Origin of the sequence: Helcococcus bovis (genome assembly GCF_046035835.1) — a bacterium.
Lineage (GTDB): Bacteria > Bacillota > Clostridia > Tissierellales > Peptoniphilaceae > Helcococcus > Helcococcus bovis.
Genome location: NZ_JBFNGB010000010.1, coordinates 1 through 14,260, shown reverse-complemented (window position 1 = coordinate 14,260; position 14,260 = coordinate 1). Strand labels below are relative to the sequence as shown.

Here is a 14,260-nt window from a genome sequence, read left to right as displayed (position 1 = left end):
GAGGAATGCTACGAGTCAAGGGCGATAAGGCTTGAACAAAAGTGAAAGCCAGCGTCTTGAGGCGCTGGCCGGTAACAAGGGCTTATAGCCCTAGTGCAAACCACCCGTTAGACGGGTGGTCATGATTTAACGTAATCTCTTGGTTATAACTTTAATCAGCATATATTTTTGAATATTTTTTTGATATAATTAATTGTAAATAGTAAAATTTGGAGGAGACAATGGATAAAAATAAAGAGTCATATTATATTACAACTCCCATATATTATCCTAGTGGGAACTTACACATAGGTCATACATATACAACAATAGCTGCAGATGCGTTGAAAAGATACAAAAAAATACAAGGATATGATGCTTATTTAGTAACTGGTACAGATGAACATGGACAAAAAATTCAAGAAGAAGCAGATAAAAGAGGAGTTACACCTTTAGAATTTACAACGGGAATAGTAAAGACTGTAAAAGAACTGTGGGAAAAATTAGAAATAGATTACGATCAATTTGTTAGATCAACAGATCCAGAACATGAAAAAAATGCACAAGATATATTCCAAAAATTATATGAAAAAGGTGAAATATACAAAGGTGTTTATGAAGGATACTACTGTACTCCTGACGAATCTTTTTGGACAGAATCTCAATTAGATGAAAATGGACACTGCCCGGAATGTCATCGTCCTGTAATTAAAAAGACGGAGGAATCATATTTCTTTAGACTTTCAAAATATACAGATAAATTAATCAAATTATATGAAGATGTTCCAGAATTCATTCTTCCTGAAAGAAGTAAAAAAGAAATGATTAATAATTTTTTAAATAAAGGGCTTGATGATTTGTCAGTTACAAGAACTAAAGAATCATTGAAATGGGGTGTAGAAGTTCCATTTGATGACAAACACGTAATTTATGTTTGGATTGATGCTCTAACATGCTATTTAACAGGAATAGGTTATGGTCAAGACGAAGAAAAATTTAATCATTATTGGCCAGCAGGAATACATCTAATGAGCAAGGAAATTGTAAGATTCCATACTATAATTTGGCCAGCTATATTGATGGCTTTAGGTTATGATTTACCAAAGAGAGTATTTGCTCATGGATGGATACTATTTGATGATACTAAAATGAGTAAATCACTAGGGAATGTCGTTTATCCAGAACCATTTATCGACCTATATGGAATTGATGCTTTGAAATATTTTGTATTAAGAGAGTTTACATTTGGACAAGATGGATCATTTACAAACGAAAAATTTTTGACAAGAGTAAATTCAGATTTAGTAAATGACTTAGGAAACTTAGTTTCTAGAAGTATTGCAATGGTTGAAAAATATAATGAAGGTATAGTTGTAGAATCTAAAACAAGTGGAGAATTTGACGAAGACTTACAAAATATTGCACAAACTGCAATAGTGAATGTTGAAAAACATATGGAAGATTTAGCATTTTCATACGCTTTAGAAGATATTTGGACACTTATAAGACGTACAAACAAGTATATTGATGAAACAAGTCCTTGGGTACTAATAAAAGAAGATAAAGATAGATTAGATACAGTTTTATACAACTTAATTGAAAGTGTAAGAATAATAGCTCAATTAATAGAACCATTTTTACCTCATACATCAAAATTGATTTTTGAACAATTAGGAATTGAAAGTATGGGATGGGATTCTGCAAGAGAATTTGGCCTATATCCAGTTGGAAATAAAGTGACAAAAGGTGAAAATTTATTTCCAAGATTAGACGTTAAAAAGGAATTAGAAAAAATTCAAAAAGCAAATGATGAGTTATTCCAACAAAGAGTTGGATCTGTAAAAAAAGAAGAAACAAAGGAAGAGGCAAAGCCAACAATTGAATTTGAAGATTTTGAAAAAATCGATATGAAAGTTGGGAAGATTTTAGAATGTGAAAAACATCCAGATGCTGATAAATTACTTGTTTTCAAAGTTAAAATTGGGGGAGAAATTAGACAAATAGTTTCTGGTATTAAAAAATGGTACGAACCAGAACAACTTATCGGTAAAAAAGTTGTAGTGTTGATGAATCTAAAACCTAGAAAAATCAGAGGAATCCAATCTCAAGGCATGCTTTTATCTGCTGAAAAGGATGGAAATCTTTCATTACTTTCAGTATTAAATGATGTCGAAGATGGCTCAGGAGTAGCATAATGAGTGAATATATTATTGACTCTCATGCACATTTGACAGATGATAAATTTGAAGATAGAGATTTAATCATTGAAAACTTTGAAAATGATAAAGTGCTAGCGATGATAAATCCTGGTGTAGATGAAGAGTCTAGCATTCAAGCTGTTGAATTGGCTAATAAGCATGAAAGAGTATTTGCTTTAGTTGGCACACATCCTCATGATGCGAAATTTTACGATGAAAATTTAAGAGAAAAATATAGAAAATTAGCTTTAGAAAATAACAAAGTTGTGGGAATTGGAGAAATTGGACTGGATTATCACTATGAATTTAGTCCGATTGAAAAACAAAAAGTGGTTTTTATCGACCAAATAAAATTGGCGAAAGAGCTGGATTTGCCTATTATTATTCATTCAAGAGAAGCGATGGACGATACTTATGACATTCTTAAGGAGTACGCAATGGGAATGAAAGTTTTGCTACATTCATTCAACGAAACTTGGGAAGATTGTAAAAAATATTTAGATTTAGGTTTTTACATTTCTCTAGGAGGAATGCTAACATTCAAAAATTCTAAAAATTTAATTAAAGTTGTTGAAAATATACCGATAGATAGACTTCTTTTAGAGACGGATTCTCCGTATTTGACTCCAGTTCCACATAGAGGAAAGAGAAATGAGCCTTTATATACGCATGTAACAGCTAAAAGAATTGCGGAAATGAGAGTTGAAGAGGTTTCATATATCAAAGAAAAGACAAATCAAAATAGTATAGAATTTTTTGATTTAATTAATCATGGGTTAAATACAGATGGAAAAAATTAAAGAAATTATTGTAGTTGAAGGAAAAGACGATATTATTGCGGTTAAAAGGGCGTTCAAAGGAAATATTGATGTAGTTGCAACTCATGGTCTTGGAATAAAGAAAAACTTTTTAGAAGAATTAGAAAAATTAAATGAAACTAAGGGGATAATTGTTTTAACAGACCCTGATTATGCTGGAAAGAGAATATCTAACATGATTAGAGAATATGTTTCAAATGCTAAATTTGCAAGTATACCAAGAAATGATGCTACAAAAGGTGATAATATTGGAGTTGAAAATGCATCTGATGAAGCGATTATCAAGGCTATAGAAAAGGCTAGACCAATTTATGAAGAATCAAAAGAAATATTTTCTATGGAAGATATTATAGATAATGGATTTTCAGGATTACAAAATTCAAAAGAACGAAGAATTAAGTTTTGTAAAATAGTAGGAATAACTTACTGCAACGCAAAACAATTATTAACAAGATTAAATGCTTTTGGAATTACCAGAGAAGAATTTGAAAAAGCAGTTAAACAATTAGGAGATTAAATGGGAAGAGATAGATTATACTCGCCAAAAGTTATAAAAGAAATTAAAAACTTTTTTGGATTTAATTTTTCAAAAGGATTGGGTCAAAATTTTCTAACAGACGGAAATGTGGTTAGAGCGATATCTGAAGGGGCTAAAATCACAAAAGAAGACAATGTTTTAGAGGTTGGGCCCGGATTTGGGACTTTGACTGAAGAACTATTATTAAATGCTAAAAAAGTAGTATCTGTTGAGTTGGATGAAAGACTAAATCCGGTTTTAATGCAAACATTAGGAGAATTTGATAATTTTATACTTGTGAATGCTGACATTCTTAAAGCAGATTTAAATAAATTAGTTTCAGATCAATTTGGAGATGAGCCTTTTAAGGTTGTTGCAAATTTACCTTATTACATTACAACGCCCATAATTGAGTTGTTTTTAGAAAGTAATCTAAATGTAAAATCATTGACATTTATGGTCCAAAAAGAGGTAGGAGATAGGATTTTAGCTAAACCAGGCAATAAGGTATATGGCTCATTGACTGTATTTACAAATTTTTATGCGAATGCATCAATGGTTGTAAAAGCTCCAAAATCTGTATTTATGCCACAACCTAAGGTTGACAGCGTTGTTATTAATTTGGAATTAAAAGATAAACTTCCAGATGTTGATAAGAAAATATTTTTCAAATTGATGAGAGGCGGATTTACTAAGAGAAGAAAAAATATCTTAAATTCACTAACTACAGATGTATCTTTAGGAGTTGATAAGACTAAGATGAAGGAAATATTAGCAGAATTAAATATTCCTGAAAACTATAGAGCTGAAGATTTATCATTAGAAGATTATTTAAATATAACTAGATGTTTAGAAAAATTATAACAGGGTATTAAAGAATTGCGACTGATATAGTTGAAATTATATGACTTTGTTATATAATTAAATTAGCAATAAAAATTTAAGGAGAAAATAAAATGGAAAAAGTAGTAGTATACACATCAGAAACATGTCCTTACTGTGTAGCAGCAAAGGAATTCTTAAAAGAAAATAACGTAGAATATACAGAAAAAAACGTTACATCTGACGAAACAGCAAGAAACGAATTAATTGAAAAAGGTTATAGAGGAGTTCCTGTTATCGTAGTAGGTGAAGAAGAAATCGTAGGATTTGATAAAAATAGATTATCAAGCTTATTAGGATTATAATTCAAATAGAGCCAGTGCATTTAACATGTGCTGGTTTTTATTTTATTTTATTTAAAAAAGCTATATATAAAACTAAAATACGAAAAAATTGACATGATTTATGCTATATTAAAAGTGATTGGAGGTAATTATTAAAAATTATTTTATAAAAGTTTTTAATGGTATGGCTTTAGGTTTATTTTCATCACTTTTAATAGGTTTGATACTTAAACAAGTAGGAATGCTTGTGAAACTTGATTTATTAATTCAATTTGGAGATATGGCCCAAAAACTTATGGCGCCAGCTATAGGTATAAGTTTGGGTTTAAATGGATTAGCTGCTGGATCGGCGATAGTTGGAGGTGCATCTCATATGGTTGGATTTGCGATTGCTTTATATAGAGAAAATGGGTTTGGCGGGTTAATTTCACAAGGCTTAGGGACTTCAATGTTGCAAATAGGAAATATAGTAAAAAAAAGCCAATCATAATGCTACCAGCGATAATTAGTTCAATAATTTTAGGACCGATTTCAACCGTTATTTTTAAAATGCAAGCAACAACTGCTGGTTCAGGAATGGGAACGAGTGGTTTAGTTGGAGAATTTTCAACATATTCAGTAATGGTTAAAAATGCATTCTTAGGAGTTTTACTCCTACATTTCATATTACCTGGATTAATTTCATATTTTGTTTCATCATTTATGTATAAAAAAGGATATATAAAAATGGGAGATATGAAATTGAGTAATGGTAAATAAATAAAAAAGAGCTGCTGCAAAGTAATTAAAAACATTATTTTGCAACAGCTTCTCTTTTTGTTATTAGAATTTTAATAGATTTTAGGAGTTTTATTCTCAGCCTTCTCGATTTCTTTAATTAGTAATTTTCTTAAATTTAATTTATCTTTTTCATATTTAGGATTAAAAACTATGTTATTTAATTCAAAAGGATCTAGTTTTAAATCATATAAAAAATCATCTACATAAATATCACTATCCATATTATCTTGGAAATTAGTATCGGGAGATTTTACTGCATATAAAAATTCTGGAGTTCTTATAGCACGACCAACTTTACTTTCGCTAATTTGAATGAAGGCTAAATTGTCTCTTTTTATATTTTCTTCATCTTCTTTTCCGAATATAGTTAAATCCTCGCCAATCAATTCATCAGCATTATTTCCTGCTATTGAGATTATTGTTTTTGTTAAGGAAGAAGTTGAAACTATTTGTCTAATCCTTTTTCCTCCTTTAAATCCTGGTCCATAGAAAATCAAAGGTACTTTAGATGCTGAAGCGTGAGCTGATCTTTTGTAATCATCAATGCCGTAAGGATTATTTTGATTTCTAGTATAAAAATGAGAACCATGATCTGAAATGAAAATTATCACTGTATTTTCTAATTCTCCAATTTCTTTTAATTTTTCTAAAATTCTTCCTAGATTATCGTCAATACTTTTGCAAGCACCTAAATAATCAGGATATTCTTTTTTTGAATTGCCACCTAAAACTTTCAAATCATGAGGAAGCTCAAAATTTTTCCATCTTTCTTTTGATCCTTTTGGACCTTCATGATGATTATGATCATTTTGATGATGTGGTTCTATCATAGATATCGTTAAAAAGAAGGGCTTTTCTTTGTTGTATTTATCTAAAAATTCAAGGCCAAAATCAACAATTTTATCTACACGATATCCTTTAAATTCTATTTTGTTATTATTTTCATCAAAAACATATCCATCATATCCGTGAGATGTTTTTTCTAATGTATCTGCAACTCTCCAAAAACCGTTATATCCACCACGATATTTTTTAGGTATAGCAGTTGTTTCATTATTTATAGTATGATTTCCTGCTAAATCACCAGAACTCGCTAAATGCCATTTACCAACATATGCGTTTTCATATCCTGCCTCTTCCATATAATTTGCAAGAGTTTTTATATTTGTAGGTAACATTATATTGTTTCTGAAACAGCCAGTAGTTGTTGGCCATTGCCCAGATTGAAATATTGCTCTACAAGGTCCGCAGACTGGTTGAGCAGTATATGCCTGTTCAAAAAGAACTCCATCATATGCTAATTTATCGAGATTAGGAGTTATATCTAGTGGTTGACCATAAGCGCCAATTGTATCTGATCTTTGTTGATCAGAAAAATAAAGTAAAATATTTGGTTTCATTTTAATTCTCCATATAAAAAAAGTCATCTGTCGATGACTGTACTATTTATTTAATTCTTCTATTAATAAATCTGGTTCAATTCCATGTACCATAGCTGCTTCCTCAACTGTTTCTAATTGACTTACAGGACATCCTATACAACCTAATCCGTACATAATAAGAGTTCCTAAAGTTTTAGGTTTTAATTTAATAACATCACTTAGTATCATATCACCAGTTATAACTATATCATTCTTATCTGTCATAAACGCCTCCCATTTGAGAATATTATAATATAAATATCTTTATATTTAAAATATTTATCCAAATTTATATTATAATTATATTAAATAATTATTAGGAGGAATAATGAATATACTAAAAAAAATTATAGCTATAACATTTGTATCAATTTTAATATTTACAAATATTTCTTTTGCTGAATCTAAAACTAAATGGGATGAAGAAATTATTTACTTTATACTTACAGATAGATTTTTTGATGGAGATAAATCAAATAATGAGGTATATGGAAAAGATTCATATGATTTAAAACATTTAGAAGCTTATCATGGAGGGGATTTTCAAGGTATAATAGACAAAGTTTCTTATTTAAAAGAACTAGGAGTTACAACGCTTTGGATTACTCCAATAGTTAAAAATATTGAAACAAACATGAGAAAAGATATAAATGATAAGCAATATGGATATCATGGATATTGGGCTGAAGATTTTACTAAGATAGATCCTCATCTTGGAAATGAAGAAAAACTTATGGAATTAGTAGATGTTTTAGCTGAAAATAATATAAAACTTATGGTTGATGTTGTTTTAAATCATGCGGGATATGGTATGAATAATGCTGAACAATTTAGGGATATGATTAGAAAAAATCCTGATAAAAGTGAGATAAAACAAGAATTATCAGGATTGCCTGATTTTAAAACTGAAGAAAAAGAAGTTAGAGATAAATTGATAAAATGGCAAACTTATTGGGCGAATAAGATTTCTCCTAAAGGAAATAAAATAGCGTATTTTAGAGTTGATACGGTAAAACATGCCGAAAAAGATACTTGGATAGATTTTAAATCTAAATTAATTGAAAAAAATCCCGAATTTAAGCTTATAGGGGAAGTGTTTGATGCAAGTATTACAAATACAAGAGGATATTTAGATAAAACTATGATGGATTCTCTTCTAGATTTTGATTTTAAAAATATAGCATATTCTTTTTCTAAAGGGAAATTTGAAGAAGTAAATAAAAAATTAAAATTTAGAAATTCTAAAATAAATGAAGACATTACTCTTGGACAATTTTTATCATCTCATGATGAAAATGGATTTTTAAAAATGAGATTAAATGGTGATGAAAATTTATTTAAGCCGATTGTTTCGTTACAATTAACTACCAAAGGACAACCTGTAATTTATTATGGTGAAGAAATAGGAATGTCTGGGAAAAAAGATGATTTTGCAAATGGGGTTTATAGTGAAAATAGAGAATTTTTTAAGTGGGATAAAGTTAAGGGTAATAAACTTACCGAGCACTATAAAAAGATGATTCAAATTAGAAAAATGCAAAATGATGTATTCTCTAAAGGTAGCAGAGAAATGATTTATTCCGATAAAAATGTATATGCGTTTGAAAGAAAATTAGGAGATAAATCTATAATTACATTATTAAATAAGAGTAATGAAAATCAAAATATTGAAATAGATAATAAATTTAATTTTACAAATATAGTAGATTTATATTCTCGTGAAGAAATTAAATCTGGAGAAAAAATAAAAGTAAAAGTTCCTAAAAATGAATTAGGAGGAACTTTAGTTTTAATTGATAAAAAATATGTTCCTGAGGGTTTTGTAATAAAAAAAGATTATAGTTTCATTATATATATTGCAGTAACTTTTAATGTTTTATTAGTTTCTCTTATAATATTTTCATCTATAAAAACTAAGAAAAAATAATCATAAATTATTGTTTACAATTAAATATTTTTTAGATATAATAATTGATTAATTTGACATTTTTCTATTTTTGTGCTAATATATTATCATCCAAAAATAGAAAAGGATGTGATATCGAATGAAAAGATCAGAAGCATTAGCAGCAATTAGAAGTGAAGTGGAAGAAAATATCGGTAAAAAAGTACAATTAAAAGCTGATAGAGGCAGAAAGAAGATAGTTACCAGAGTTGGATATATTGAGAATGCTTTTCCCAATTTATTCACAGTAAAAGTAAATAATGATTTTGATGAAAGTGTAACACTTTCATACACTTATTCAGACGTATTAACATCAACGGTTAAAATTAAAGTTGTAAGTTAATTTTACAAGCATCGTTTAATCGGTGCTTTTTTTATTTTTAAAATAACATATAAAGGGGAAATTATGAATATTAGTAATAAACCAATAGGAGTTTTTGATTCAGGTCTTGGTGGATTAACTGTCTTAAAAGAATTGAAAAAAATTTTACCAAACGAAAATTATATTTATTTAGGTGATTTGAAAAATAGTCCATACGGAGATAAAAGTGGTGATGAAATAACATCTTTTACTAAAAAGAATATAGAATTTTTTTTGAAAAATGGTGTTAAACTTGTTGTTGTAGCATGTAATACTGCATCATCATATAATATTGAAAGTATTAGAGAAATTTATAATGTTCCTATAATAACAGTGTTAGAATCCGCAATTAGTGGAATAGATAAAAATGATAAAAATATTTTATTAGCTGCTACTAAAGCAACGTGTAATTCTGGTTATTTTGATAAGCTTTTAAAAATGAATTTTGAAAATGTAAACTTATATAAAGAAGCTTGTATAGATATAGTGCCATCAATTGAAAATAAAAATTTAAATGATGAAGAAATTCAATCGATAGTTGATAAATATATAAAAAAATATTCAGAAGAAAAAATTAACAAATTGATTTTGGGATGTACACACTATCCAATATGGAAAAAATATTTTAATAATTCAGTCTATAAAGAAGTAGAAGTATTTGATCCGGCACAAAAATTAGCGCTAGAAGTATATAATTACTTAAACATAAACAGAATGTTAAACAATGAAAAAAAATCGAAAACTAAGTTCTATGTAACTAAAAATAAGGATATGTTTTTTGAAAAATCCAAAAAATTTATTGGAAAAACTTTTATCCAAAAAGTTGAAGAAATTGAAATTTAAACCAATAAAAAAGGTATATTTAGCCTTTAATTAAATTACTATATATTGTATAATATAAGAATATGAATAGTAATAATTTAAATTATATTAGGAACGAAAAATGCGATTAGATGATAAATTAAAAAAGAGACAAGAAAATAGAAAAAATAAGAAAGATAGAAAAAGAAAGCAAATGAGAAATTTATTAATAGGGACAGTTTTAGTCGTATCCGTAAGTTTATCAATTGCTTATTTTTCATTATCAAAAAATCATAATGTTAATGCTGATACAGCTAAAATAACATCTGATGTATCTAAAAGATTGGAAGATAAATTTTCAGATGTAGTCTTATCATATAAAAAGGTTTTGAATACATCATTTATGTTTAGTTCAACAAAAGACAATCCAAAAAATTTATTAACATTGAATGAGGGAGAATATGTTGAATTTTTAGGTGAAGAAAATGGATGGAGTAAAATTAAACATAAGGGACAAATAGGATATGTTGAAAATTCAAATTTAGAATCTACTAAAGAAAATGAACTAAAAGTTATAAAGGGTCAACTTGTGGTTACTAAGGATTATACAATTCCAAATGATTTTGAAACGACATTTGATGTTGAAACAGAGAATGCAATGCTTGTAATGTTTGAAGCTATGAAAAGGGAAGGTTTAGAAATTGGAGTATCAAGAAAATATATAAGCTCTGATGCAGAAACACCAACTGTAGAAGAGCAAAAATATGTTCTTCCATTAATTGAACAAAATGAATTAAGAACTGGGAAAGCTATAGAAGTTAATATTCCAAATGGAGCTACTAGAGTTGATTTTTATGAAACTAAAGAAGGTAAATGGTTATCGGAAAACGCGTATAAGTTTGGTTTTATATTAAGATATCCTGCTAATAAACAAGATATAACGGGATTTATTTCTAATCAATATATTTACAGATATGTTGGGTCCGAAGTTGCTAAAGAAATGCATGATTCTGATTTAACTATCGAAGAGTATTTTAAATAGATTTGGAGGAATAAATGTTAGAAAATATAAAAAATGAACTGCTATCAGGTAAATTTGGATTAGCAACAGAAAATGAAAATCTTAAATACTATACTACTTTTAAAATTGGCGGACCAGCTGATATTTTAATAAAACCTGATTCTGAAAGTCAACTTTCAGAAGTTGTTAAGTTTTGTAAAAAAAATTCTATTCCATTAACTGTAATAGGTAAGGGTTCTAATTTACTTGTAAGAGATAAAGGTGTTAGAGGAGTTGTAATAGCGTTAAAAGATAATTTTTCTAAAATAGAAGTTAACGGTTTAGAAGTTACTGCTCAATCAGGAGCTTTATTAAGAGATGTGGCAATAGCATCTTTTTCTCAAAATTTAACCGGTATGGAACCTGTAAGTGGGATACCAGGAAGTGTTGGTGGTGCTATAGTTATGAACGCTGGTGCGTATGGAACAGAAATGATTGATATTGTGAAATCAGTTAGATGTATGGATGATGAAGGTAATATAAAAGAATATACAAATCAAGAGATGGATTTTTCGTATAGACATTCTTTAGCATCTGAAAAAGGTTTATTAGTTTTATCTGCTACATTTTTACTTCAAAAAGGAGAAAATCAAGATATTCAAGATAAGTTTAATGAATATGATTATAAAAGAAGTTCAAAACAGCCTTTAGAAAAAAATTCAGCGGGGTCAACATTTAAGAGACCTGAAGGTCATTTTGCTTCTAAATTAATAGATGATACTGGATTGAGAGGATTTACTGTTGGTGATGCTCAAGTTTCTGAAAAACATTGTGGATTTTTAATCAATATTGAAAATTCAACATGTGAAAATATGTTGGAATTAATCCGACAAGTACAAGAAAAAGTTTATGAAAAATATAATGTGAAATTAGAAAGAGAAGTAAAACTTATAGGTGAAGAATAAAATTAGGAGAGTTATATGGAAGTAGTTATAATAACAGGCATGAGTGGTGCGGGGAAAACATCCGTTTTGAATATTTGCCAAGATAATGATTATTATGGTATAGATAACATTCCGCCAAAATTAATTTCGGAATACTTCCAATTAATTGATAATGAAAATATGGAATATAATAAATTTGTTTTCGTTATTGATATAAGATCTGGACATTTTCTGAACGACTTTGAAGAAGAGGTTAATAAGTTAAGAACTCAAGGGCATGAAGTTAAAATAATCTATTTAGATGCAGATAATGATGAATTAATAAGAAGATATCAGGAAAAGAGAAGACCACATCCATATAAAAATTTAAGTTTAGGAAGTGCTATAAAAAAAGAACGAGAAGAAATGCTAAAAATCAGAGAGTTATCAGATTTTTATCTAAACACTACTGGTTTTAATAGTTCTTCGTTGAAAAATAAGTTATTAGAAATTTTAGAAGTTAAAGAAAAAGCTACAATTCATATAATAAGTTTTGGGTTTAAATATGGAATATTGAAAGAGGCTGATTTATTGTTTGATGTTCGATTTATAACAAATCCTTTTTATATTAAAAATTTAAAAGAAAAAAATGGTAAAGAAAAGGAAGTAAGAGATTTTGTTTTAGGTTTTGAAGCGTCTAAAGAATTTATAAATAAAATAGAAGATTTAGTAGATTTTTTGGTGCCTAATTTTCTTAACCAATCAAAAAGTAATTTGGTTATAGGGATAGGATGTACTGGAGGAAAACATAGATCGGTAGCTATCTCTGAAAAATTAAATGAAATATTAAAAGAAAAATATGATTCAAATGTTTATCATAGGGAAAAATATAAATGGTAAAGGGGGTGGTTTTATGAGAGAACATAGTGCTGGCGGTGTGGTAATAAACGATGGTAAAGTTTTAATATTAAAAAAATATTATGGAGACTGGGTACTACCTAAAGGTAAGATGGAAAATAACGAGACCACAGATATTACTGCTGTTAGAGAGGTTGAAGAAGAGACTGGAATAAAAGCTGAAATAATTCAAAAAATAGGTTACGCTAGATATCATTATTTAAATCAGGAAAATGAAGATGTATCAAAAAGAGTTGATTATTATCTTATGATGCAAACAGGAGGAAAATTAATTCCACAAAAAGAAGAAGGTTTTTCTTTCGCAGATTTTGTCGAGTATAAAACAGCTATTGATATATTAAGACACGATTCTGAAAAGAAAATGGTTATAAATGCAATAAAAATTTATAGGAAAATTAGAGGTAAATAATGTCTTTTTCAAATCAAATAAAAAAAGAATTATCTACGGTTAAAATTAATAATAAACTAGAAGCATTAATAGAATTATCTTCAATATTAAAATCTAACGCAAGCATTTCAATAAGAAATGCTTTTATTAATATTAACTTTTCAACAGAAAGTGAATATGTTGTAAAAAGAATTTATAAATTAATTGATTATATATATGGTTACGAAGCTGTGATAAGCAGGTTTGAAAATAATTCAATAATGAAAAAAGGTTTATTCAATATATCTGTAGAGAATGAAGAAATAGTAAATAAAATATTATCAGATGCAGGATTTGATTTTTATGGGAATTATACAACAAAAATAGATATTATATTTTCTAGAATAAAAAGTTTAGAAGAAAAAGGAGAGTCATCATATCTAAGGGGATTATTTATTGGATCTGGAAGCATGGTGAATCCATCTAAAAATTATCATTTAGAACTAATTTTAACTACAGAAGATGATGTTAAATTAACACGAAAAGTGTTAGAACATGTAAATATTCATGCTTTATATAAGGAAAGAAAAGAAAAATATATATTATATATAAAAGATTCAGAAATGATATCTAATTTCTTGAATATTATTAAAGCTAATAAAGCGTTATTATCATTAGAAAATATAAAAGTAGAAAAAGAAATAAGAAATGATATAAATCGAAGAATTAACTTTGATATGGCTAATATAAACAAAACTGTTAATACAGCGCAAAAACAATTAAAATATATTGAAATATTAGAAACTAAAAATCAAATACCAGAAAATTTGAAAGAACTTGTAAAATTAAGAAAAAAATATCCGGCGTATTCATTAAAACAACTTGCTGAAAAATTTGAACCACCAATATCAAAATCAACAGTATCGTATAAGATGAATTCCTTAAAAAAGCTTGTGAATAAGATAAATTCAAGTGATAATAAAAAAAATAAAAAAAAACTTGACAAGATAAAATAAACTTGTTAATATAATAAAGTTCACTGAAACAGTAACTAAGAAAGCAAAAG

At 27.8% G+C, this 14,260-nt stretch carries 17 protein-coding genes; 15 read left to right on the top strand and 2 right to left on the bottom strand.

What is annotated here, in order from left to right; all coding sequences use genetic code 11:
• Positions 1-221: 221 nt before the first annotated feature.
• From metG to ABGF48_RS04430, 7 genes are all read left to right on the top strand, one after another.
• Positions 222-2,174 carry a methionine--tRNA ligase gene (gene metG / locus ABGF48_RS04460; protein ID WP_408105142.1) on the top strand — a complete coding sequence of 651 codons (1,953 nt, stop codon included), beginning with the start codon at positions 222-224 and terminating at the stop codon, positions 2,172-2,174.
• Positions 2,174-2,977, top strand: coding sequence for a TatD family hydrolase (locus tag ABGF48_RS04455; RefSeq protein ID WP_408105141.1), 804 nt, complete (start codon positions 2,174-2,176; stop codon positions 2,975-2,977). The genes metG and ABGF48_RS04455 overlap by 1 nt, the downstream gene beginning before the upstream one ends.
• Complete coding sequence (gene rnmV, locus ABGF48_RS04450; RefSeq protein ID WP_408105140.1) at positions 2,964-3,512, top strand: ribonuclease M5; 549 nt, start codon at positions 2,964-2,966, stop codon at positions 3,510-3,512. Before ABGF48_RS04455 ends, rnmV begins: the two co-directional genes overlap by 14 nt.
• Entirely contained in the window at positions 3,513-4,376 is an 864-nt protein-coding gene (gene rsmA / locus ABGF48_RS04445) for a 16S rRNA (adenine(1518)-N(6)/adenine(1519)-N(6))-dimethyltransferase RsmA (RefSeq protein ID WP_408105139.1), read from the top strand. It begins immediately after the preceding gene.
• 92 nt (positions 4,377-4,468) lie between these two features.
• Entirely contained in the window at positions 4,469-4,699 is a 231-nt protein-coding gene (locus tag ABGF48_RS04440) for a glutaredoxin family protein (RefSeq protein ID WP_408105138.1), read from the top strand.
• A gap of 163 nt (positions 4,700-4,862) precedes the next feature.
• Complete coding sequence (locus ABGF48_RS04435; protein ID WP_408105137.1) at positions 4,863-5,168, top strand: PTS sugar transporter subunit IIC; 306 nt, start codon at positions 4,863-4,865, stop codon at positions 5,166-5,168.
• Positions 5,168-5,437, top strand: a complete 270-nt coding sequence (locus ABGF48_RS04430) for a PTS sugar transporter subunit IIC (protein WP_408105136.1) — start codon at positions 5,168-5,170, stop codon at positions 5,435-5,437. The genes ABGF48_RS04435 and ABGF48_RS04430 overlap by 1 nt, the downstream gene beginning before the upstream one ends.
• A 71-nt stretch (positions 5,438-5,508) precedes the next feature.
• Here the strand turns inward: ABGF48_RS04430 and ABGF48_RS04425 are convergent, their stop codons facing one another.
• Both ABGF48_RS04425 and ABGF48_RS04420 read right to left on the bottom strand, forming a co-directional pair.
• Complete coding sequence (locus ABGF48_RS04425) at positions 5,509-6,858, bottom strand: sulfatase-like hydrolase/transferase (protein ID WP_408105135.1); 1,350 nt, start codon at positions 6,856-6,858, stop codon at positions 5,509-5,511.
• Positions 6,859-6,900: 42 nt separating this feature from the next.
• The gene (locus tag ABGF48_RS04420; RefSeq protein ID WP_408105134.1) at positions 6,901-7,104 is read right to left on the bottom strand and encodes a DUF1858 domain-containing protein; all 204 of its coding nucleotides are present in this window, start codon (positions 7,102-7,104) and stop codon (positions 6,901-6,903) included.
• A 103-nt stretch (positions 7,105-7,207) separates the two neighbouring features.
• On the opposite strand from ABGF48_RS04420, the gene ABGF48_RS04415 reads away from it, so the two are divergent.
• The 8 genes from ABGF48_RS04415 (at position 7,208) to whiA (ending at position 14,210) form a co-directional block, all read left to right on the top strand.
• Positions 7,208-8,806 (top strand): alpha-amylase family glycosyl hydrolase, encoded by a 1,599-nt coding sequence (locus ABGF48_RS04415; protein WP_408105133.1) that lies wholly within the window; start codon positions 7,208-7,210, stop codon positions 8,804-8,806.
• Between the two features lie 118 nt (positions 8,807-8,924).
• Positions 8,925-9,167 carry a Veg family protein gene (locus ABGF48_RS04410; RefSeq protein ID WP_134711221.1) on the top strand — a complete coding sequence of 81 codons (243 nt, stop codon included), beginning with the start codon at positions 8,925-8,927 and terminating at the stop codon, positions 9,165-9,167.
• Between the two features lie 63 nt (positions 9,168-9,230).
• Positions 9,231-10,028, top strand: a complete 798-nt coding sequence (murI, locus tag ABGF48_RS04405; protein ID WP_408105132.1) for a glutamate racemase — start codon at positions 9,231-9,233, stop codon at positions 10,026-10,028.
• Between the two features lie 100 nt (positions 10,029-10,128).
• Positions 10,129-11,028: a D-alanyl-D-alanine carboxypeptidase family protein gene (locus tag ABGF48_RS04400; RefSeq protein ID WP_408105131.1), complete on the top strand. Its 900-nt coding sequence runs from the start codon at positions 10,129-10,131 to the stop codon at positions 11,026-11,028.
• 14 nt (positions 11,029-11,042) lie between these two features.
• Positions 11,043-11,951: a UDP-N-acetylmuramate dehydrogenase gene (gene murB / locus ABGF48_RS04395; RefSeq protein WP_408105130.1), complete on the top strand. Its 909-nt coding sequence runs from the start codon at positions 11,043-11,045 to the stop codon at positions 11,949-11,951.
• A gap of 15 nt (positions 11,952-11,966) precedes the next feature.
• Positions 11,967-12,809 carry an RNase adapter RapZ gene (rapZ, locus tag ABGF48_RS04390; protein ID WP_408105129.1) on the top strand — a complete coding sequence of 281 codons (843 nt, stop codon included), beginning with the start codon at positions 11,967-11,969 and terminating at the stop codon, positions 12,807-12,809.
• A 13-nt stretch (positions 12,810-12,822) separates the two neighbouring features.
• Positions 12,823-13,236: an NUDIX hydrolase gene (locus ABGF48_RS04385; RefSeq protein WP_408105128.1), complete on the top strand. Its 414-nt coding sequence runs from the start codon at positions 12,823-12,825 to the stop codon at positions 13,234-13,236.
• Positions 13,236-14,210, top strand: coding sequence for a DNA-binding protein WhiA (gene whiA / locus ABGF48_RS04380; protein WP_408105127.1), 975 nt, complete (start codon positions 13,236-13,238; stop codon positions 14,208-14,210). The genes ABGF48_RS04385 and whiA overlap by 1 nt, the downstream gene beginning before the upstream one ends.
• Positions 14,211-14,260: the final 50 nt, after the last annotated feature.

Excerpts from the sequence above, each read along its gene's own strand:
- ABGF48_RS04420 (WP_408105134.1), bottom strand. The coding sequence starts at position 7,104 with ATGACAGATAAGAATGATATAGTTATAACTGGTGATATGATACTAAGT.
- ABGF48_RS04400 (WP_408105131.1), top strand. The coding sequence starts at position 10,129 with ATGCGATTAGATGATAAATTAAAAAAGAGACAAGAAAATAGAAAAAAT.
- ABGF48_RS04440 (WP_408105138.1), top strand. The coding sequence starts at position 4,469 with ATGGAAAAAGTAGTAGTATACACATCAGAAACATGTCCTTACTGTGTA.
- ABGF48_RS04425 (WP_408105135.1), bottom strand. The coding sequence starts at position 6,858 with ATGAAACCAAATATTTTACTTTATTTTTCTGATCAACAAAGATCAGAT.
- ABGF48_RS04385 (WP_408105128.1), top strand. The coding sequence starts at position 12,823 with ATGAGAGAACATAGTGCTGGCGGTGTGGTAATAAACGATGGTAAAGTT.
- metG (WP_408105142.1), top strand. The coding sequence starts at position 222 with ATGGATAAAAATAAAGAGTCATATTATATTACAACTCCCATATATTAT.
- ABGF48_RS04415 (WP_408105133.1), top strand. The coding sequence starts at position 7,208 with ATGAATATACTAAAAAAAATTATAGCTATAACATTTGTATCAATTTTA.
- ABGF48_RS04410 (WP_134711221.1), top strand. The coding sequence starts at position 8,925 with ATGAAAAGATCAGAAGCATTAGCAGCAATTAGAAGTGAAGTGGAAGAA.
- ABGF48_RS04435 (WP_408105137.1), top strand. The coding sequence starts at position 4,863 with ATGGCTTTAGGTTTATTTTCATCACTTTTAATAGGTTTGATACTTAAA.
- rapZ (WP_408105129.1), top strand. The coding sequence starts at position 11,967 with ATGGAAGTAGTTATAATAACAGGCATGAGTGGTGCGGGGAAAACATCC.
- ABGF48_RS04430 (WP_408105136.1), top strand. The coding sequence starts at position 5,168 with ATGCTACCAGCGATAATTAGTTCAATAATTTTAGGACCGATTTCAACC.
- murB (WP_408105130.1), top strand. The coding sequence starts at position 11,043 with ATGTTAGAAAATATAAAAAATGAACTGCTATCAGGTAAATTTGGATTA.
- murI (WP_408105132.1), top strand. The coding sequence starts at position 9,231 with ATGAATATTAGTAATAAACCAATAGGAGTTTTTGATTCAGGTCTTGGT.
- whiA (WP_408105127.1), top strand. The coding sequence starts at position 13,236 with ATGTCTTTTTCAAATCAAATAAAAAAAGAATTATCTACGGTTAAAATT.
- ABGF48_RS04455 (WP_408105141.1), top strand. The coding sequence starts at position 2,174 with ATGAGTGAATATATTATTGACTCTCATGCACATTTGACAGATGATAAA.
- rnmV (WP_408105140.1), top strand. The coding sequence starts at position 2,964 with ATGGAAAAAATTAAAGAAATTATTGTAGTTGAAGGAAAAGACGATATT.
- rsmA (WP_408105139.1), top strand. The coding sequence starts at position 3,513 with ATGGGAAGAGATAGATTATACTCGCCAAAAGTTATAAAAGAAATTAAA.